This is a genomic window from Kluyvera sp. EC_51 (genome assembly GCF_019584505.1).
Classification (GTDB): Bacteria; Pseudomonadota; Gammaproteobacteria; order Enterobacterales; family Enterobacteriaceae; genus Kluyvera; species Kluyvera sichuanensis.
Genome location: NZ_VDAG01000107.1, coordinates 99,605 through 118,443, shown reverse-complemented (window position 1 = coordinate 118,443; position 18,839 = coordinate 99,605). Strand labels below are relative to the sequence as shown.

16 protein-coding genes are annotated in these 18,839 nt (G+C 54.9%); 8 read left to right on the top strand and 8 right to left on the bottom strand.

All coding sequences use genetic code 11. The features are described 5' to 3' along the window. Positions 1-413: 413 nt before the first annotated feature. Both FHC49_RS21210 and mdtD read left to right on the top strand, forming a co-directional pair. A complete protein-coding gene (locus FHC49_RS21210) occupies positions 414-1,118 on the top strand; it encodes a FadR/GntR family transcriptional regulator (RefSeq protein ID WP_185668181.1) in 705 nt (234 codons plus the stop codon). A gap of 10 nt (positions 1,119-1,128) precedes the next feature. Then, a complete protein-coding gene (gene mdtD / locus FHC49_RS21205) occupies positions 1,129-2,517 on the top strand; it encodes a multidrug transporter subunit MdtD (RefSeq protein WP_185668180.1) in 1,389 nt (462 codons plus the stop codon). 2 nt (positions 2,518-2,519) lie between these two features. Here the strand turns inward: mdtD and rbsR are convergent, their stop codons facing one another. The 7 genes from rbsR to kup all read right to left on the bottom strand — a co-directional run bounded on the left by rbsR (position 2,520) and on the right by kup (position 10,423). Continuing rightward, positions 2,520-3,512 carry a ribose operon transcriptional repressor RbsR gene (gene rbsR / locus FHC49_RS21200; RefSeq protein ID WP_185668179.1) on the bottom strand — a complete coding sequence of 331 codons (993 nt, stop codon included), beginning with the start codon at positions 3,510-3,512 and terminating at the stop codon, positions 2,520-2,522. A gap of 3 nt (positions 3,513-3,515) precedes the next feature. Beyond that, positions 3,516-4,445: a ribokinase gene (rbsK, locus tag FHC49_RS21195; protein ID WP_220440797.1), complete on the bottom strand. Its 930-nt coding sequence runs from the start codon at positions 4,443-4,445 to the stop codon at positions 3,516-3,518. Between the two features lie 113 nt (positions 4,446-4,558). Beyond that, positions 4,559-5,449 carry a ribose ABC transporter substrate-binding protein RbsB gene (gene rbsB / locus FHC49_RS21190; protein WP_035893648.1) on the bottom strand — a complete coding sequence of 297 codons (891 nt, stop codon included), beginning with the start codon at positions 5,447-5,449 and terminating at the stop codon, positions 4,559-4,561. 27 nt (positions 5,450-5,476) lie between these two features. Beyond that, a complete protein-coding gene (gene rbsC / locus FHC49_RS21185) occupies positions 5,477-6,442 on the bottom strand; it encodes a ribose ABC transporter permease (protein WP_035893646.1) in 966 nt (321 codons plus the stop codon). Between the two features lie 5 nt (positions 6,443-6,447). Then, positions 6,448-7,953, bottom strand: coding sequence for a ribose ABC transporter ATP-binding protein RbsA (gene rbsA / locus FHC49_RS21180; RefSeq protein ID WP_220440796.1), 1,506 nt, complete (start codon positions 7,951-7,953; stop codon positions 6,448-6,450). A gap of 7 nt (positions 7,954-7,960) precedes the next feature. Continuing rightward, positions 7,961-8,380 carry a D-ribose pyranase gene (gene rbsD, locus FHC49_RS21175; protein ID WP_123650958.1) on the bottom strand — a complete coding sequence of 140 codons (420 nt, stop codon included), beginning with the start codon at positions 8,378-8,380 and terminating at the stop codon, positions 7,961-7,963. Positions 8,381-8,554: 174 nt separating this feature from the next. Then, the gene (gene kup, locus FHC49_RS21170) at positions 8,555-10,423 is read right to left on the bottom strand and encodes a low affinity potassium transporter Kup (RefSeq protein ID WP_185668175.1); all 1,869 of its coding nucleotides are present in this window, start codon (positions 10,421-10,423) and stop codon (positions 8,555-8,557) included. A 219-nt stretch (positions 10,424-10,642) separates the two neighbouring features. Between kup and ravA the strand changes: the two genes are divergently transcribed. Further along, positions 10,643-12,139: an ATPase RavA gene (gene ravA, locus FHC49_RS21165; RefSeq protein WP_185668174.1), complete on the top strand. Its 1,497-nt coding sequence runs from the start codon at positions 10,643-10,645 to the stop codon at positions 12,137-12,139. Then, complete coding sequence (gene viaA / locus FHC49_RS21160) at positions 12,139-13,590, top strand: ATPase RavA stimulator ViaA (protein WP_220440795.1); 1,452 nt, start codon at positions 12,139-12,141, stop codon at positions 13,588-13,590. Before ravA ends, viaA begins: the two co-directional genes overlap by 1 nt. Positions 13,591-13,598: 8 nt before the next feature. On the opposite strand, the gene asnA is transcribed toward viaA, so the two are convergent. Continuing rightward, positions 13,599-14,591 carry an aspartate--ammonia ligase gene (asnA, locus tag FHC49_RS21155; RefSeq protein WP_185668172.1) on the bottom strand — a complete coding sequence of 331 codons (993 nt, stop codon included), beginning with the start codon at positions 14,589-14,591 and terminating at the stop codon, positions 13,599-13,601. A gap of 151 nt (positions 14,592-14,742) precedes the next feature. On the opposite strand from asnA, the gene asnC reads away from it, so the two are divergent. From asnC to rsmG, 4 genes are all read left to right on the top strand, one after another. Then, positions 14,743-15,201: a transcriptional regulator AsnC gene (gene asnC, locus FHC49_RS21150; RefSeq protein WP_035893632.1), complete on the top strand. Its 459-nt coding sequence runs from the start codon at positions 14,743-14,745 to the stop codon at positions 15,199-15,201. An 89-nt stretch (positions 15,202-15,290) separates the two neighbouring features. Beyond that, entirely contained in the window at positions 15,291-15,740 is a 450-nt protein-coding gene (gene mioC / locus FHC49_RS21145) for an FMN-binding protein MioC (RefSeq protein ID WP_185668171.1), read from the top strand. Positions 15,741-16,113: 373 nt separating this feature from the next. Then, the gene (mnmG, locus tag FHC49_RS21140) at positions 16,114-18,003 is read left to right on the top strand and encodes a tRNA uridine-5-carboxymethylaminomethyl(34) synthesis enzyme MnmG (RefSeq protein ID WP_185668170.1); all 1,890 of its coding nucleotides are present in this window, start codon (positions 16,114-16,116) and stop codon (positions 18,001-18,003) included. A gap of 102 nt (positions 18,004-18,105) precedes the next feature. Next, the gene (gene rsmG, locus FHC49_RS21135; protein WP_185668169.1) at positions 18,106-18,729 is read left to right on the top strand and encodes a 16S rRNA (guanine(527)-N(7))-methyltransferase RsmG; all 624 of its coding nucleotides are present in this window, start codon (positions 18,106-18,108) and stop codon (positions 18,727-18,729) included. Positions 18,730-18,839 lie beyond the last annotated feature (110 nt).

Below are 18,839 nucleotides of genomic sequence, written 5' to 3'. Positions count from 1 at the left end.
TTCATTTATCGTCTTGCGACGTTAAGAATCCGTATCTTCGAGTGCCCACACAGATTGTCTGATAAATTGTTAAAGAGCAGTGCAACACGGCTTTCGCTCACTGTTGCGAGGTGGCATATATTACACTTTCCTCTTTCAGAGTCAAGCGTTTAATTTCGCTTTTCTCTGCCGAGTTTCTCAGGAGAATCTCGCTGACCCGGCGGCTTGTTTGCCGTTGTTCCGTCTCAGTGGGGCCGCATTATAGGGAGTAATTGAGATCCCGCAAGCATAAATTTAAAATAATTTATCGCCCGCTCTCTTTTTCAACAAATCGTGCAGCAATGCACCGTTAAAGGCCCGAACTGCTGTTTTTAACACCGATTCAGCACATCAAATGGCATACTAAAGAAAGATAAATAATAGGAATGGCATTTATGTCTCTAAGCGCACAGCAACTGGCAGCTCAAAAGAACATCTCCTGGGTCCTGGCTGAGAAAATAGCCCAGAAGATATTAACCGGTGAATACCCGCCGGAAAGCATCCTCCCCGGCGAGATGGAGCTGGGCGAGATTTTCGGCGTCAGCCGAACCGCCGTTCGTGAAGCGGTAAAAACGCTTTCGGCAAAAGGCATGCTGCTCCCGCGCCCGCGCATTGGTACGCGCGTCATGCCTCAGGCACACTGGAACTTCCTCGACACCGAACTTATCTCCTGGTGGCTGACCGCAGATAACTTCCAGTCGGTGATGAAACACTTCCTGGTACTGCGCCGCAGCCTCGAGCCGCAGGCCTGCATGCTAGCCGCGACGTTAGGCACGGCTGAACAGAAGGCACATCTCAACACATTAATGGAAGAGATGGCGACGCTAGAGAAAGCGTTCGACCGTACTCGCTGGATTGATATCGACACCTCCTGGCACGAGCACATCTATGAAATGAGCGCGAACCCGTTTCTGACCTCCTTCGCCAAGCTCTTCCATTCGGTGTACCACATCTATTTCACCTCTATTACTGAAGATGAAGTAATCGAGTTGGATAGCCACCAGGCCATTGTTGATGCTATCCAGGATGGCGACGGTCAGCAGGCGTTTCTGGCATGTCAGGCGTTATTAAACGCGCCGCATATCCGGGAAGCCGTATAGAGGACATCGCATGACTGAAAAGAAAGCGCGGAGTATGGCTGGTCTGCCGTGGATAGCGGCAATGGCCTTCTTTATGCAGGCGCTGGACGCCACCATCCTGAATACCGCCCTTCCGGCCATCGCCCACAGCCTGAACCGTTCGCCGCTGGCCATGCAGTCGGCGATTATCAGCTATACGCTGACCGTCGCGATGCTGATCCCGGTGAGCGGTTGGCTGGCCGACCGTTTCGGTACCCGCCGCGTCTTTATGTTAGCGGTGAGCCTGTTCACTCTGGGCTCTCTGGCCTGTGCGCTCTCTTCTTCATTAACTGAGCTGGTTATCTTCCGGGTGATTCAAGGGATTGGCGGCGCCATGATGATGCCCGTCGCGCGCCTGGCGTTACTGCGCGCCTATCCGCGCAGCGAACTGCTGCCGGTACTTAACTTTGTCACCATGCCGGGCCTGATTGGGCCGATTCTTGGCCCAGTGCTCGGCGGCGTATTCGTTACCTGGGCCACCTGGCACTGGATTTTCCTCATTAACATACCGATTGGCGTTGTCGGGATGCTGTACGCCCGAAAATATATGCCGAACTTCACCACGCCGCGGCGGCGCTTCGACTTCTCCGGTTTCCTGCTCTTCGGGCTAAGCCTGGTACTGTTCTCCATCGGTATGGAGCTGCTCGGGGAGCAGATCGTGTCGGGCTGGGTGGCATTAATGATAGTCCTGCTCAGCATCCTTCTGCTGCTCGCCTATATCCGCCACGCGCGCAAGCACCCTACGCCGCTGATTTCACTGTCGCTGTTCAAAACGCGCACCTTTTCCGTCGGTATCGCCGGAAACCTGGCAACACGCCTGGGCACCGGCTGCGTACCGTTCCTGATGCCCTTGATGCTCCAGGTGGGCTTCGGTTATCCAGCGCTGATCGCGGGCTGCATGATGGCGCCGACGGCTATCGGTTCGATTATTGCGAAATCGACCGTCACTGCCGTACTGCGCCGTTTGGGCTATCGGAAAACACTGGTGGGAGTCACGCTGTTTATTGGCCTGATGATCGCGCAGTTCTCACTGCAATCGCCGTCGATGCCGATATGGATGCTGATTCTGCCGCTGCTGGTGCTGGGGATGGCGATGTCGACGCAGTTCACCTCGATGAACACCATTACGCTTGCCGACCTGACGGACGATAACGCCAGCGGCGGCAATAGTCTGCTGGCGGTGACCCAACAGTTGTCGATTAGTCTGGGGGTCGCCATCAGTGCCGCGGTGCTACGTTCCTACCAGAGTATCGTGGGCTCAACCATCGATCAGTTCCACTATACCTTTATTACCATGGGTGTGATTACGGCGATATCCGCGCTGATGTTCCTGCTGCTGCGGCCGAAAGATGGCCGCAACCTAATAAAAGAAAAGCACTAGCCTCACACCGAGCCGCGAACCACCAGCTCGGGCGTCAGCTGCATACGCTGCTGTTTCTGCCCGGGCTGGGCGATACGATGAATCAGCACATCAATCGCCAGCTCGCCAAGTTCATCTTTCGGTTGGTGAATGGTGGTCAGCGGCGGTGTCATATAGCGCGCCAGCTCGATGTCATCATAGCCAATCACCGCCATGTCCTGTGGAATACGTAAACCGGCCTGATACAGCGCCTGATAGGCGCCGACCGCCATGGCATCATTGCCGACAAAGACCGCATCCGGGCGCTCGGGATGCTTCAGCAACTGCTGCATCGCCTCCAGACCACCGCCGAATTCGAAGTCGCTGGTAATCTCATAGCCGTCCAGGATGGGCAGCTTCGCGTTATGCATCGCTTCCCGGTATCCCTCCAGACGCAAACGCGCCGGGGTTTTATCCAGCGGGCCAGCAATACAGGCAATACGCGTATGGCCGCGTTCAATCAGGTAACGGGTCGCCATATCGCCGCCAAACAGCGAATTATCCTGAATCAGGTCGCTGTCACCGTCAAACGGTGCCCAGTCCATCATCACGGAAGGAATAGAAGGGTAGCGCTGCATGATCTCCAGCGACGGCTGGTGCGTTTCGGTGCACAGCAGCAGCAGCCCATCGACACGCTTTTGCATCAGCGTCTCAAGATTGCGGTTCATTCGCTGCTCATCGCCTTCAGTGTTACACAGCACCAGGCTATAGCCGCGCTCAAAGCAGCTACGCTCGACGCCGCGCACCAGTTCAGAGTAGAACGGGTTGGTACTGGCGGTGATCAGCATGCCAATAGTATGGGTCTGATTCAGCTTGAGGCTACGCGCCAGCGCCGACGGCGCGTAGTTCAGCGTTTTGATGGCCGCATCAACTTTCTCGGTAATCGCTTCGCTGACGAAACGGTCTTTATTGATGACGTGCGATACGGTTGAGGTGGAAACGCCCGCCAGGCGAGCAACATCCTTCATCGTGGCCAAGCATTACCCCTGTTGACGTAAGAATTCGTCGATCTCTTCACGCCATGGAACCGATGGCTGAGCGCCTTTACGCGTCACGGCGATCGCTGCAGCTGCATGAGCAAAGCGCAGCGCCTCCGCCAGCGGCGTGTTTTCCAGCAGCGCGGTCATCAGTGCACCGTTAAAGGTGTCGCCCGCCGCGATGGTATCGATGGCCTGGACTTTAAAACCAGGAACGCGACGCCCTTCGCCCTTCACGCTGGCCCATACACCACGGCTACCGAGAGTGATGATCACCGTATCGATACCTTTGGCATGCAGGACCTTCGCAGCTTGCGCGGCGTCTTCATCGTTTTCTACCCGCACGCCGGTCAGCTTCTCGGCTTCGGTTTCATTCGGGGTAATGATATCCACCAGCGACAGGAGTTCATCCGACAGCTCGCGCGCCGGGGCCGGGTTTAATACCACGGTGGTCTGGTTCTGGTGGGCAATCTGCGCGGCCAACAGTACGCTGTCCAGCGGTGATTCAAGCTGCATCAACAGCACATCGGCCTTAGCGATACGTTCACGCTGCGCATCGACTAATGAAGTTGATAATGCGGCGTTGGCTCCGGCATGGATACCAATAACGTTTTCGCCTTCGCCGTTCACGAAGATCAGCGCCACACCGGTCGACTCGCCCGCCACGGCGCTTACCGGCGCAACGTCAATGCGGTCAACCTGTAACTGTTTGCGGATGCGCTCACCAATATCGTCGTCGCCCGTGCAGGCAATAAACGCGATATCCGCACCGCTGCGCCCGGCGGCAACCGCCTGGTTTGCGCCTTTACCGCCAAAAGCGACCTGATAATGGCTACCGGTGACGGTTTCGCCAGGCGTCGGGAAAGATTCAAGATTGAGAATGTGATCGGCATTGATGCTGCCAAGGACGACGAGTTTGCCTGCGGTTTTCATTTTCAGAGTGTCCGGTAAGATGCGCCACCGGCTGACTTACCGGTGGCGCGTGCCCTGCTTTTATTTTTGATGTTGTCCCTCAGGCTGCGAGAGCCTGAATCGCATTCGCGTTATTACTGCTTAATTACCAGCTTCAGGTCAACAGGATATTTCGCCTGGACCTTTTCGCCTTTCAGCACTTTGTCAGCGGTTTCCACGCCGGTAGCACCGATCTGGTCAGGTAACTGCGCGATAGTCGCCGCCAGTTTGCCATCTTTTACCGCTTTCTCGCCATCAGGCGTACCGTCAAACCCAACCACCATCACATCGGATTTACCGGCGGTCTGCAGCGCACGCAGTGCACCCAGCGCCATTTCGTCGTTCTGTGCGAAGACCGCTTTCACGTCTGGGTGCGCAGTCAGCAGGTTCTGCATCACGTTCAGGCCTTTAGTACGGTCAAAATCGGCAGGCTGGCTCGCCAGGACGTTAAATTTGTGAGCGGCAACGGCCTGCTGGAAGCCTTCGCCACGCTCGCGCGCTGCGGAAGTCCCGGCAATCCCCTGCAGTTCGATAACCTTCGCACCTTCACCGGCTTTCTTCGCGATGTAATCACCCGCGATTTTACCGCCCAGTACGTTATCGGAAGCAATGTGGCTCACGACCTCACCTTTAGAGGCGACGCGGTCCAGGGTGATAACCGGGATTTTTGCCTGGTTAGCCATCTTGATGGCGTTACCTACGGCATCGGAGTCAGTTGGGTTGATCAGCAGAATTTTGGTGCCACGAACCGTTAAATCCTGAACGTTAGCCAGCTCTTTCGCCGGGTTATTCTGTGAGTCCAGAACCACCAGGTTGTAACCCAGTTTATCGGCTTCTTTCTGCGCGCCATCCTTCAGGGAGACGAAGAACGGGTTATTCAGGGTAGAGATAACCAGCGCAATGGTGTCTTTCGCCATCGCGTTCGCACTCACGGTGGCGCTCAGCGCAACCGCAGAAACCAGGGTAGCCAGTTTTTTCATGTTCATATCTAAGATGTCCTGTAGTGTCGTGAATTACTGCTTTTTGTTGTCCACCAGCACCGCCAGCAAAATGACGACTGCTTTAACGATCATCTGGTAATAAGAAGAAACGCCTAACAAGTTCAAACCGTTGTTCAAGAACCCAAGAATCAGCGCACCGATAAGCGTGCCGACGATACGACCTTTACCGCCTGCCAGGCTGGTTCCGCCCAGCACCACCGCCGCGATAGCATCCAGCTCATAGCCGGTACCCGCCGTCGGTTGCGCAGAGGAGAGACGCGCCACTTCGATAATCCCCGCCAGCGCCGACAGCAGCCCGCACAGAGAGTAGACGATAATTTTGACTTTATTAACGCTGATACCGGAAAGACGCGTTGCCGCTTCATTACCACCCAGCGCATAGATATAACGACCCAGACGGGTGTGATGCAGCATGTACCACGCGGCCAGGAAGACAATCCCCATGATCCATACCGGAGTAGGGATGCCCAGCGGACGACCAATCCCGAACCAGCCGAAGACATCGGCGTTATCGGTAAACCCAGTATTCACCGGACTGCCGTTGGTGTACACCATGGTCACACCGCGCAGCAACAGCATCATCACCAGCGTGGCGATAAACGCCTGAACGCGCCCTTTGGCGACAATAACGCCGGTAACGGCCCCGATTGCGGCACCTAATGCGAGTGCGGCAGCAACCGCCACCAGCGCATTAACTTCGATGCCCACAATCGACGCGGCGACCGCGCCGGTCAACGCCAGCAGAGAACCGACGGACAGGTCGATCCCCGACGTTAAAATGACCAGCGTCATCCCAACCGCCATGATCGCATTCACGGAGGTTTGCTGCAGGATGTTGAACAGGTTATTGACGGTAAAAAAGTTCGGGCTCATGGTCGATACAATCGCTATCAGCACCAGCAGGGCTATCAGCGATTTTTGCTCCAGCAGCCATGCTTTAGTGAAATAGCGGCGACCCGCCACAGACTGGGTTGTCATCTTTTTTACTCCTGGTTCACGCGGTTAAGCTTGCCCACTGCGGCAGCCATTAATACTTCCTGGGTGGCCTGCTCGCGTGAAAACTCACCGCCGAGATGCCCTTCATGCATCACAATAATGCGATCGCTCATCCCCAGGACTTCTGGCATCTCGGAAGAGACCAGAATGATGCTCAGGCCGTCAGCCTTGAACTGGTTGATAAGCTGGTAAATCTCTTTCTTCGCCCCGACGTCGACGCCACGCGTCGGTTCATCGAGGATCAGCACCTTCGGACGGGTCATCAGGCCGCGGGCAATCGCCACTTTCTGCTGGTTACCGCCGGAGAGCAGGCCGATAGCCTGTTCCATGGAAGGGGTTTTGACGTTAAACAGACGGATAAAGTCGCCAACCGCCTGCTGTTCGTCTTTATGCTTCAGGCCACCGCCGGCACGGCTGAAGTAGCGCAGCGCGGTCAGCGACATGTTCTCTTTCACCGACATGCCCAGCACCAGGCCATCGCGCTTACGGTCTTCGGAGATATACACGATGCCGTTTGCCAGGCCATCCTGCGGCGAACGGGTCACCACTTCATGCCCGTCGAGGGTTACATAGCCGCTGGTACGCGGCAGCGCGCCGTATAGCACCTTCATCAGTTCGGTACGGCCTGCGCCCATCAACCCGGCAACGCCCAGGATTTCGCCTTTACGCAACGTGAAGGAGACGTTTTCCACGCCTGGCCCACACAGTGCGTCCACCTTCAGGCGGATTTCACCCGGCGCTTTATCGAGATGCGGGTACTGATCTTCGAGCTTACGTCCGACCATCATTTCAATCAGGCGGTCTTCATCGAGGCTCGCCACTTCACGCTCGGCAATAAACTGCCCGTCGCGGAAGACGGTGACGTCGTCGCAGATCTCGAAAATCTCTTTCATACGGTGGGAGATATAAACAATGCCGCGCCCCTGCGATTTCAGCTCGCGGATAACGCGGAACAGGGACTCGGTTTCGGTATCGGTCAGTGCATCAGTCGGTTCATCCATTACGATGACCTTCGACTCAAAGCTCAGCACCTTGGCAATTTCCACCATCTGCTGATCGCCGATAGAGAGGTCGCCCACCAGGCGGTCGCTCTTAAAGCGCAGATTGAGTTTTGCCAGCAGGATATCGGCCTCGGCGTACATCTTTTTCCAGTCAATTTTGCCAAAGCGATTCACGAACTCACGGCCGAGGAAAATGTTCTCGGCAATCGTCAGTTGCGGGATCAGGTTCAGCTCCTGGTGGATGATGCCGATACCGGCTTCCTGGGAAGATTTAGGACCATTAAAGGTGGTCTCTTTACCCAGCCATAATAATGAACCGGCATCGCGGGTGTAGATCCCGGTCAGCACTTTCATCATGGTGGATTTGCCCGCGCCGTTTTCACCCACCAGCGCCATCACGCGACCAGAGTAGACGTTAAGCGCGGCGCCGGAGAGTGCCTTTACGCCCGGGAACGATTTATCGATCCCTTTCAGTTGTAAGAGTGCGTCCATGATGGCCTCAGAAGGTGACGCCAGCACAGAGAATGATATTCGCATACGGGGAACACTCCCCGCTGCGAATCACCGCCTGACTGTCTGCGGTTTGTTGTTTGAACTGTTCATGTGAGACGTAACGAACATCAATGGTGTTTCCCTGGTGTTGCTGCAGCTGCTCAATATGTTTGAGCAACGCTTCGTGGAGCTGCGGATTATGTTGCTGAATTTCCGCGGCGAGAATGGCGGCCTCGACCTGCATCTCCTGCGTCACCACGCCCAGCACCTGCATAAAGGTGGGAACGCCCTGGGTCAGCGCCATATCAATGCGCGCCGTGCTGCGGGGAATAGGTAAACCCGCATCGCACACCACCAGCGTATCGGTATGCCCCAAACGGGAGATAACCGACGAGATTTCAGAGTTGAGTACCGTGCCTTTCTTCATTTTGTTTTCTTGCTCCACTAGCGAAACGTTTCGCTAGCATCAGTTTAGTCTGAAGAGCGAACAGAAAACCACCATCAGGTTATAGAAATGTGATCGCCATCGAAACGTTTCGCGAACAAAGGGGAGGGGATAAAAAAACGCCCTCCGTCAAAATGAGGGAGGCCGTTGATAGCATTAGATTTCGACCTGGGTACCCAGTTCGATAACGCGGTTTGGCGGGATCTCGAACTGATCCGGCGCGCGAAGCGCGTTGCGCTGCAGCAGCAGGTAAAGCTTGCCGCGCAGGCGCAGGTACCACGGACGCTTGCCGACAATCAGCGACTCATGCGACATAAAGAACGAGGTTTCCATCATTCGGCAGCTTAAGCCTTCCAGACCGCAGCGGTGGAACACCTCTTCCACGTTTGGCGTTTCACGCCAGCCGTAGCTGGCCACGACGCGCCAGAAGGTAGGCGAGAGCTGCTCAATCTGCACGCGGCGAACGTTATGTACGTACGGCGCATCTTCGGTACGCAGCGTCAGCAGGATAACCCGCTCGTGCAGCACCTTGTTGTGCTTGAGGTTATGCAGCATGGCAAACGGAATCACGTTCAGCGCACGAGACATATACACCGCGGTGCCCGGTACACGTACCGGCGGCGATTTCTCCAGTGAAGCAATCATCGCTTCCAGGGAATTACCGTGTTCATGCATACGACGCAGCAGGCGGAAACGCTCGCTTTTCCAGGTAGTCATGATGGTGAACATGATCAGCGCAAGGGTCAGCGGCAGCCAACCGCCGGAGACGATTTTATCGAGGTTCGCCGAGAACAGCGGAATGTCGATGCACATAAACGCCACGAACAGCAGCGCCACAAAGAACTTGTTCCAGCGCCAGTTCTTGCGTGCCACCGTAGTGAACAGAATCGTCGTCAGCACCATGGTCCCGGTCACGGCAATACCGTACGCCGCCGCCAGGTTTGAGGAGTGCTCAAAGCTGACGATAACCACCACCACCGAGATATAAAGCAGCCAGTTGATAAACGGGATATAGATCTGGCCGGACTCCATTTCCGAGGTATGAATAATGCGCATCGGTGACAGATACCCCAGGCGCACCGCCTGGCGAGTCAACGAGAAGACCCCGGAGATAACCGCCTGAGAGGCGATAACCGTCGCCAATGCCGCAATCACCAGCATTGGGATCAGCGCCCAATCAGGGGCCAACAGGAAGAACGGGTTCTTAATCGCTTCCGGGTGCTTTAACAACAGTGCGCCCTGACCAAAGTAGTTCAGCACCAGTGATGGCAGAACCACCGAGAACCAGGCCAGACGAATCGGTAATTTCCCGAAGTGTCCCATATCGGCATACAGCGCTTCCACGCCGGTAATCGACAGCACCACCGCGCCCAATGCAACGAAAGAGACGGTTTTATATTGCAGGAAGAAGTTCACCGCCCAGTAAGGGTTCAGGGCATGCAGGACTTCCGGGTTAGCAATAATACTCCGCGCGCCCAGTACCGCCAGCAGCAGGAACCAGATAAGCATAATCGGCGCGAACAGTTTGCCGACCATGCTGGTACCGTGCTTCTGGATAGCAAAAAGCAGCGTCAGGACGATGATTGAAATGGGGACAATCCAGGTATCAAGCGTAGGCGCGATGATCTCCAGACCTTCGATCGCCGACATCACCGAGATAGCCGGGGTAATGACCACTTCACCATAGAAGAAGCTTCCCCCAATAAGCCCAAGGATCACCAGTATTGATGTCGTCTTTGCGGAGGTATTACGCCCAGCAAGTGACATCAGCGTAAGGATCCCGCCTTCACCGGCGTTATCCGCCCGCATCACGAAGGTAATGTATTTAAGTGATACTGTAAAAATCAGCAGCCAGAAAATTAATGACAGGAAGCCAAAAACCGCGTCACGTTCAACGCCAAAACCAAACTGCCCAGACAAACATTCACGAAGCGTATAAAGAGGGCTGGTACCGATATCGCCGTATACCACGCCAATTGCAGCGAGTGTAATCGCTGATAAAGATTGTTTCTTATCAGTGCTCATAGACTAGTCTTTCGTTTACGAAACAAATGTGTGCCTAGTCCCTTGGCCCACCAAAAGCGCACAGTATGCACGATTAACATCAAAATCGTACCCCTTAATTGCGTCATCTTAACCTGCCTCAATAAATAGCGAGGTACTATTCAGGCTATTCACCTAAAGAGTTATACGTCTATACTCAGCCAGTTAGCAGAATAAACGGTGAAAGGACGCAACTTAATTATGGCGCAACCACATTTATTAGCAGAAAGAATTTCGCGCCTGAGCAGCGCGCTGGAGAAGGGCCTTTTTGAGCGTAGCCACGCCATGCGGCTCTGTCTGTTGGCGGCCCTCAGCGGTGAGAGCGTGTTTTTACTCGGCCCTCCAGGTATCGCCAAAAGCCTGATAGCCCGCCGCCTGAAGTTTGCCTTCCAGCACGCCCGTGCCTTTGAATACCTGATGACCCGTTTCTCTACGCCCGAAGAGGTATTCGGCCCGCTCTCTATTCAGGCCTTAAAAGATGAGGGGCGCTATGAGCGTCTGACCGCCGGCTACTTACCAGAGGCAGAAATCGTCTTCCTTGATGAGATCTGGAAAGCCGGCCCGGCGATTCTGAACACCTTGCTGACCGCCATTAACGAACGCCACTTCCGTAACGGCGCCAGCGTCGAAAAAATCCCGATGCGCCTGCTGGTGACGGCCTCCAACGAACTGCCGGAAGCGGAAAGCAGCCTCGAAGCGCTGTATGACCGTATGCTGATTCGCCTGTGGCTCGACAAAGTACAGGACAAAGGCAATTTCCGATCGATGCTGATTAGCCAGCAGGACGAGAACGACAACCCGATTCCGGCCAACCTTCAGGTCACCGATGAAGAGTACTTCCAGTGGCAGAAGGATATCGGCAACGTGAAGTTGCCGGATGCGGTGTTTGAATTGATCTTCACCCTACGCCAGCAGCTCGATAATCTGCCAAATGCGCCTTACGTCTCTGACCGTCGCTGGAAAAAAGCGATCCGTCTGCTTCAGGCCTGCGCCTTTTTCAGCGGCCGCGACACGATCGCGCCTATCGATCTGATCCTCTTAAAAGAGTGTCTCTGGCATGACGCTGAAAGTCGAAATCTGCTTCAACAACAAATAGATATTTTGATGACCGGGCATGCGTGGCAGCAGCAGGCGATGCTCAATAAGCTGGGCGCTATTACCCAGCAGCGTCTGCAAATTCAGCAGCAGCAAAGCGACAAAACGGCGCTGAAGGTCACCCGACTCGGCGGCATGTTCAGCCGCAAGCCCCACTATGAGCTGCCGTCAGAGGTGCAGTCGCCAACGGTGACGCTGCTGCTGCAAAAACCGCTCAAACTGCACGATATCGACGTTATTCACATCGCTTTTGACCGTCAGGCACTGGCAAACTGGCTGGAGAAGAGCGGCGAAATCCGCGGCAAGCTCAACGGCATCGGCTTTGCGCTGGCGCTGAATATGGAAGTCGACGCCAGCCAGCACCTGGTAGTGCGGGATGTCAGTCTTCAGGGAACGCGCCTGTCATTACCCGGAACGGGGACGACGGAGAATATGCCGGCGGAAATCCGCCAGCAACTGCTCGCGCTGGATGAAGAGTGGCACCAGCAGCACAACCGCTTTAGCGAACAGCAAAAATGCCTCTTTATTAATGAAGAGTGGCTCGGCCGAATTGAAGCCAGCCTGCAGGATGTGGCTGCGCAAATTAAGCAGGCGCAGCTTTAATGCTGACTATCGATACGCTCAACGTCATGCTGGCGGTCAGCGAAGAGGGGATGATCGAAGAGATGATCATCGCCCTGCTGGCCTCGCCGCAGTTGGCTATCTTTTTTGAAAAGTTTCCTCGTTTAAAAACTGCGATTACCGACGATCTCCCCCGCTGGCGAGACACCTTTAAGGGCCGCCTGAAAGGGGCGCCGGTTCCGCCGGAGCTGGAAGAAGAGGTCATTTGCTACCAGCAGAGTCAGCTGCTTTCCACCGCGCAGTTTATCGTTCAACTGCCGCAGATTCTGGCGCTACTAACGCGGCTACATTCGCCGTTTGCAACACAGGCGCAGCAGCTTGTCGCCAACAATGCGACCTTCACCCCCGCGCTACATACCCTGTTCCTGCAACGCTGGCGGCTGAGCCTGGTCGTTCAGGTAACGTCGCTTAACCAGCAGATGCTAGAAGAAGAGCGCGAACAACTGTTGAGCGAAGTGCAGGAGCGTATGACCTTAAGCGGCCAGCTGGAGCCGGTGCTGGTGGAGAACGACAGTGCCGGTGGGCGGCTGTGGGATATGAGCGCCGGGCAGCTCAAGCGCGGCGACTATCAGCTGATCGTCAAATACGGCGAGTTTCTCAGCCAGCAGCCGGAGCTGATGCGTCTGGCTGAACAACTCGGGCGCTCCCGAGAAGCGAAATCCGTACCGAAGAAAGATGCGCCGATGGAGACCTTCCGCACCATGGTGCGCGAACCCTCCACCGTGCCAGAGCAGGTCGATGGCATTCAGCAAAGCGACGATATTCTGCGTCTTCTGCCACCGGAGCTGGCAACGCTAGGGATGACCGAGCTGGAGTATGAATTTTACCGCCGGCTGGTGGAGAAGCAGCTGCTGACCTACCGCCTGCACGGCGATGCCTGGCGTGAGAAGGTCACCGAGCGCCCGGTGGTTCGTCAGGATGAAGATGAACAGCCGCGCGGCCCGTTTGTGGTCTGCGTGGATACTTCCGGCTCGATGGGCGGCTTCAACGAGCAGTGCGCCAAAGCCTTCTGCCTTGCACTGATGCGCGTAGCGCTGGCGGATAACCGTCGCTGCTACATTATGCTGTTCTCCACGGAAGTGGTGCGCTATGAGCTTACCGATCGTCAGGGGCTGGAGCAGGCAATCCGCTTTTTAAGCCCGCGCTTTCGCGGCGGTACCGATATGGCAAGCTGTCTGCGTGCGGTGATTGAGCAGCTGCAAAACCCGCAATGGCAGGATGCAGACGCGGTGGTCATTTCCGATTTTATCGCCCAGCGACTGCCGGATGAAGTGGTGAAGAAGGTAGGGGATTTGCAGCATAAATATCAGCACCGATTTCATGCGGTGGCGATGTGTGCACATGGAAAACCCGGGATCATGCGCATCTTCGATCATATCTGGCGCTTTGATACCGGGTTGAGAAGCCGCCTGCTAAGACGCTGGCAGCGTTGATGTAAGCATTACAGCAGGGCGGAGACGCTCTCACGAACCTGCGCTGGCCATACGCCGCACTGTACCTGCCCGATATGGGAGAGTTGCAGCAGCAGCATCGTCAAACGAGACTGACCAATCCCACCGCCAATCGTCTGCGGCATTTCACCGCGCAGCAGCGCCTGGTGCCATTCAAGCTGCAGACGATCTTCATCGCCGGTTAACGCCAACTGGTGCTTCAGTGCTTTAGCGTCAACGCGGATCCCCATAGAGGAAAGCTCGAAAGCGTCTTCCAGCACCGGGTTCCACACCAGAATATCACCGTTCAGGCCAGAGAGGCCGGAAGCACTCTGGGTACTCCAGTCGTCATAGTCCGGCGCACGGACATCGTGACGCTGGCCGTCAGACAGTTTACCGCCGATCCCGATCAGGAAGACCGCGCCCAGCTCTTTGGCAATCGCACGCTCACGCCCTTTCGCATCAAGGCCGGGGTAGCGGCTCAGCAGCGTTTCGCTATGAACGAAGTGGATCTGTTCTGGCAGGAACGGTGTCAGACCAAATTCTTTGCTCACGGCTGCTTCGGTTTCTTTAATGCCCGCCCAGATTGCCTTCACGGTGCTTTCCAGCGTACCGATATGGCGCTCTTCATCACCCATTACGCGCTCCCAGTCCCACTGGTCAACGTAAACGGAGTGAATCGCGGTGAGTCGGTCTTCATCGGGGCGAAGGGCCTTCATGTGCGTGTACAGCCCTTCGCCCGCGCTGAAGTCGTGTTGTCCCAGGGTTTGACGTTTCCACTTCGCAAGGGAGTGAACCACTTCGAACTGGGCATCTGGCAGTGTTTTCACTTTCACCTGAACCGCCTTCTCGCAACCAGACAGGTTGTCCTGTGTCCCATCTCCCACACGACTTAAGATCGGCGCCTGGACTTCTACGAGCCCTAGCTTCTCTTCCAGCTGACGGGAAAAATAGGATTTAACGAAACTAATCTGGCGTTGTTTTGCGATGTATGCGGTTTTCATTATTTTTACTCCTGCGTCCTGTTGGTATTGATTAAGCAACAAAACAGGACACCAATTCAATAATCAAACAATAAAAAGCCTTACTCACTTTTGATTCAATAAAATAACAGGCTAAAATAGAGTGAATCATTAATCTTCATAAGAAAAAGCTATGGAAAATTATCAAATCGACAATCTGGATCGCGGCATCCTTGAGGCGTTAATGGCCAATGCCCGTACCGCCTATGCCGAACTGGCCAAACAGTTCGCCGTGAGCCCGGGCACGATTCACGTTCGTGTAGAGAAGATGAAGCAGGCGGGCATCATTACCGGTGCGCACGTCGACGTCAGTCCTAAGCAGCTGGGTTATGACGTAGGCTGCTTTATCGGCATCATTCTGAAGAGCGCCAAGGATTATCCTTCGGCGCTGGCAAGGCTGGAAAGCCTGGACGAGGTCACCGAGGCATACTACACCACCGGGCACTACAGCATCTTTATTAAGGTGATGTGCAAATCCATCGATGCCCTGCAGCAGGTACTTATCAACAAGATCCAAACAATTGATGAAATTCAGTCCACCGAAACCCTGATCGTCCTGCAGAACCCGATCATGCGTACCATCAAGCCATGATCGGCTTTTTTAATCCCACATTTTTCCACAGGTAGATCCCAGCTCACACACAGCGTACAATGCCCTCCTCTATATATAGGTGGGCGATCATGGCAGATATCACTCTTATCAGCGGCAGTACTCTCGGCAGTGCGGAATATGTAGCAGAGCATTTGGCTGAAAAACTGGAAGATGCCGGTTTTACCAGCGAAATGCTGCACGGGCCGATGCTGGATGATGTGCCGATGGAAGGGATCTGGCTGGTTATCAGCTCCACGCACGGTGCAGGAGACATTCCTGACAACCTGCTGCCTTTATATGAAGCATTACGTGAGCAAAAACCGGATCTCTCTCAGGTTCGCTTCGGCGCAATCGGGATTGGTAGCCGCGAATATGACACGTTTTGCGGCGCGATCGACAAGCTGGATGCCGAACTGAAGGCCTGCGGGGCCAAACAGATTGGTGAAACGCTGAAGATCAACGTGCTCGAACATGAGATTCCTGAAGATCCGGCCGAAATCTGGTTGGGATCGTGGCATCTTTTGCTCAGAGATTTGTAAAGATCGGAATTTATTGTGTGGATAACTCTGGTTAAAAGCTTGGATCAACCGGTAGTTATCCAAAGAATAACTCGTGTCTGGTTTTTGACCTGTGCATAACCCTTCGTTTTGATCCCAGCTTATACTGAACAGGATCACCGATCATTCACAGCTAACGATCCTTCTTAAACGGTTGATCTTAAAATACGGTTCGGACTTATCCACAAAGGTTGGCGATCCTAATAAGAGATCACAATAGAACAGATCTCTAAATAAAAAGATCTTCTTTTTAATACCCAAGATCCGAACCCTTTCTCCATCGACTAAAGTTGAGTAGAATCCACGGCCCGGGCTTCAATCCATTTTCACACCGCTTTACGCGAGGCAAACCACCATGTTTTATCAGGATCCTTTTGACGTCATCATCATTGGCGGGGGTCATGCAGGCACTGAGGCCGCGATGGCCGCAGCGCGTATGGGTCAACAGACTCTGCTTTTGACACACAATATCGACACGTTGGGGCAGATGAGCTGCAACCCGGCGATTGGCGGCATTGGGAAAGGACACCTGGTAAAAGAAGTGGATGCCCTTGGCGGCCTGATGGCGACGGCGATCGACCAGGCAGGCATTCAGTTTAGGATACTAAACGCCAGCAAAGGCCCGGCCGTTCGCGCCACCCGTGCACAGGCGGATCGCGTGCTCTATCGTCAGGCGGTACGCACTGCGCTGGAGAACCAACCGAACCTGATGATCTTCCAGCAGGCGGTTGAAGATCTGATTGTTGAAAACGATCGCGTCGTTGGTGCCGTCACCCAGATGGGTCTTAAATTCCGCGCCAAAGCCGTGGTACTGACCGTGGGTACCTTCCTCGACGGCAAGATTCACATTGGCCTGGATAACTACAGCGGTGGCCGCGCAGGCGATCCGCCGTCTATCCCGCTGTCTCGCCGTCTGCGCGAACTGCCGCTGCGCGTCAGTCGCCTCAAGACCGGTACGCCACCGCGTATCGATGCGCGTACCATCGACTTTAGCGTCCTTGGCCAGCAAAACAGCGATAATCCGCTGCCGGTCTTCTCCTTCCTGGGGAACGCCGCTCAGCATCCTCGCCAGATGCCGTGCTACGTCACGCATACCAACGAAAAAACGCATGAGGTGATCCGCAATAACCTCGATCGCAGCCCAATGTACGCTGGCGTGATCGAAGGGATCGGCCCGCGCTATTGCCCATCGATCGAAGATAAAGTGATGCGCTTTGCCGATCGTAACCAGCATCAGGTATTCCTGGAGCCGGAAGGACTCACCTCCAACGAAATTTATCCAAACGGTATCTCCACCAGCCTGCCGTTTGATGTGCAGATGCAAATTGTCCGTTCCATGCAGGGGATGGAAAACGCGCGAATCGTTCGTCCTGGCTACGCCATTGAGTACGATTTCTTCGATCCACGCGACCTGAAACTCACGCTGGAAAGCAAATTTATCCACGGTCTGTTCTTTGCGGGACAAATCAACGGCACTACCGGCTATGAAGAAGCTGCCGCCCAGGGCATGCTGGCTGGGCTTAACGCAGCCCGTTTGTCTGCCGACAAAGAGGGCTGGGCGCCACGTCGCGATCAGGCTTACCTCGGGGTGCTGGTGGACGATCTTTGCACGCTCGGTACCAAAGAACCGTACCGCATGTTCACTTCCCGCGCTGAATACCGCCTGATGCTGCGTGAAGACAACGCCGACCTGCGTCTGACCGAAATCGGTCGTGAGCTGGGCATGGTGGATGACGTTCGTTGGGCTCGTTTCAACGAGAAACTGGAGAACATCGAACGTGAACGCCAGCGTCTGAAGTCTACCTGGATTACACCATCATCGGAGTCTGCGGCCGAAGTGAATGCTCACCTGAGTGCGCCACTCACGCGCGAAGCCAGCGGTGAAGATCTGCTGCGTCGCCCGGAAATGACCTACGAACAGCTGACCGCGTTGACGCCATTTGTTCCTATGCTGGAAGATGAACAGGCGGCAGAGCAGGTAGAAATTCAGGTTAAATACGAAGGCTATATCGCCCGTCAGCAGGATGAAATCGAGAAACAGCAGCGCAACGAAAACACCCTGCTGCCTGCAACGCTGGACTACCGCCAGGTTAACGGCCTGTCCAACGAAGTGATCGCTAAACTCAACGATCACAAACCGGTTTCGATAGGCCAGGCGTCTCGTATCTCCGGGATCACGCCTGCAGCAATCTCTATTCTGCTGGTATGGCTGAAAAAACAGGGGCTGCTGCGCCGCAGCGCTTAATGCACCGAACATGCCCGGTAGCGCTACGCTTGCCGGGCCAATAACCTAGGCCGGATAGGGCGAAGCCGTCTTCCGGCAGATTATCGCTAACAGGTATTCTCCGTGCTCAACAAACTCTCCCGACTGCTGAATGAAGCAGGAATTTCCCTCTCCGATCACCAGAAAAACCAGCTTGTGGCATACGTGGATATGCTGCACAAGTGGAACAAAGCCTACAACCTGACTTCGGTTCGCGATCCTAACGAGATGCTGGTCCGCCATATTCTCGACAGCATCGTGGTAGCGCCGTCGCTCAAAGGTGAACGCTTTATCGACGTCGGTACCGGTCCTGGCCTGCCGGGTATTCCGCTGTCCATCGTGCGTCCAGATGCTCACTTCACGCTGCTGGATAGCCTGGGTAAACGTGTCCGCTTCCTGCGCCAGGTACAGCACGAGTTAGCGCTGACTAACATCACGCCGGTGCAGAGCCGCGTTGAAGACTTTCCGGCTGAACCGCCGTTTGACGGCGTGATTAGCCGTGCATTTGCTTCGCTGACTGACATGGTGACCTGGTGCCATCACCTTCCAGGTGACGCTGGGCGCTTTTACGCATTGAAGGGACAGCTTCCGGAAGAGGAAATCGCTCAGCTTCCTGCGCCGTTTAGCGTCGAGAGCGTGGTGCCGTTGAACGTTCCTCAGCTGGAAGGGGAGCGTCATCTGGTTATTATTAAAGCAAATAAAATTTAATTTTTATCAAAAAAAGTAGAGAAAAAGTGGGGGCTCTGGTGTTAAAAAATGCACGACAATTAGCGCCAGTGACCTGCTATATTTAACCAGCGATTAACTTAAGTTTATCT

Excerpts from the sequence above, each read along its gene's own strand:
- FHC49_RS21210 (WP_185668181.1), top strand. The coding sequence starts at position 414 with ATGTCTCTAAGCGCACAGCAACTGGCAGCTCAAAAGAACATCTCCTGG.
- mioC (WP_185668171.1), top strand. The coding sequence starts at position 15,291 with ATGGCAGATATCACTCTTATCAGCGGCAGTACTCTCGGCAGTGCGGAA.
- kup (WP_185668175.1), bottom strand. The coding sequence starts at position 10,423 with ATGAGCACTGATAAGAAACAATCTTTATCAGCGATTACACTCGCTGCA.
- rbsC (WP_035893646.1), bottom strand. The coding sequence starts at position 6,442 with ATGACAACCCAGTCTGTGGCGGGTCGCCGCTATTTCACTAAAGCATGG.
- ravA (WP_185668174.1), top strand. The coding sequence starts at position 10,643 with ATGGCGCAACCACATTTATTAGCAGAAAGAATTTCGCGCCTGAGCAGC.
- rbsA (WP_220440796.1), bottom strand. The coding sequence starts at position 7,953 with ATGGACGCACTCTTACAACTGAAAGGGATCGATAAATCGTTCCCGGGC.
- viaA (WP_220440795.1), top strand. The coding sequence starts at position 12,139 with ATGCTGACTATCGATACGCTCAACGTCATGCTGGCGGTCAGCGAAGAG.
- rbsD (WP_123650958.1), bottom strand. The coding sequence starts at position 8,380 with ATGAAGAAAGGCACGGTACTCAACTCTGAAATCTCGTCGGTTATCTCC.
- rbsK (WP_220440797.1), bottom strand. The coding sequence starts at position 4,445 with ATGAAAACCGCAGGCAAACTCGTCGTCCTTGGCAGCATCAATGCCGAT.
- asnA (WP_185668172.1), bottom strand. The coding sequence starts at position 14,591 with ATGAAAACCGCATACATCGCAAAACAACGCCAGATTAGTTTCGTTAAA.
- asnC (WP_035893632.1), top strand. The coding sequence starts at position 14,743 with ATGGAAAATTATCAAATCGACAATCTGGATCGCGGCATCCTTGAGGCG.
- rbsB (WP_035893648.1), bottom strand. The coding sequence starts at position 5,449 with ATGAACATGAAAAAACTGGCTACCCTGGTTTCTGCGGTTGCGCTGAGC.
- mnmG (WP_185668170.1), top strand. The coding sequence starts at position 16,114 with ATGTTTTATCAGGATCCTTTTGACGTCATCATCATTGGCGGGGGTCAT.
- mdtD (WP_185668180.1), top strand. The coding sequence starts at position 1,129 with ATGACTGAAAAGAAAGCGCGGAGTATGGCTGGTCTGCCGTGGATAGCG.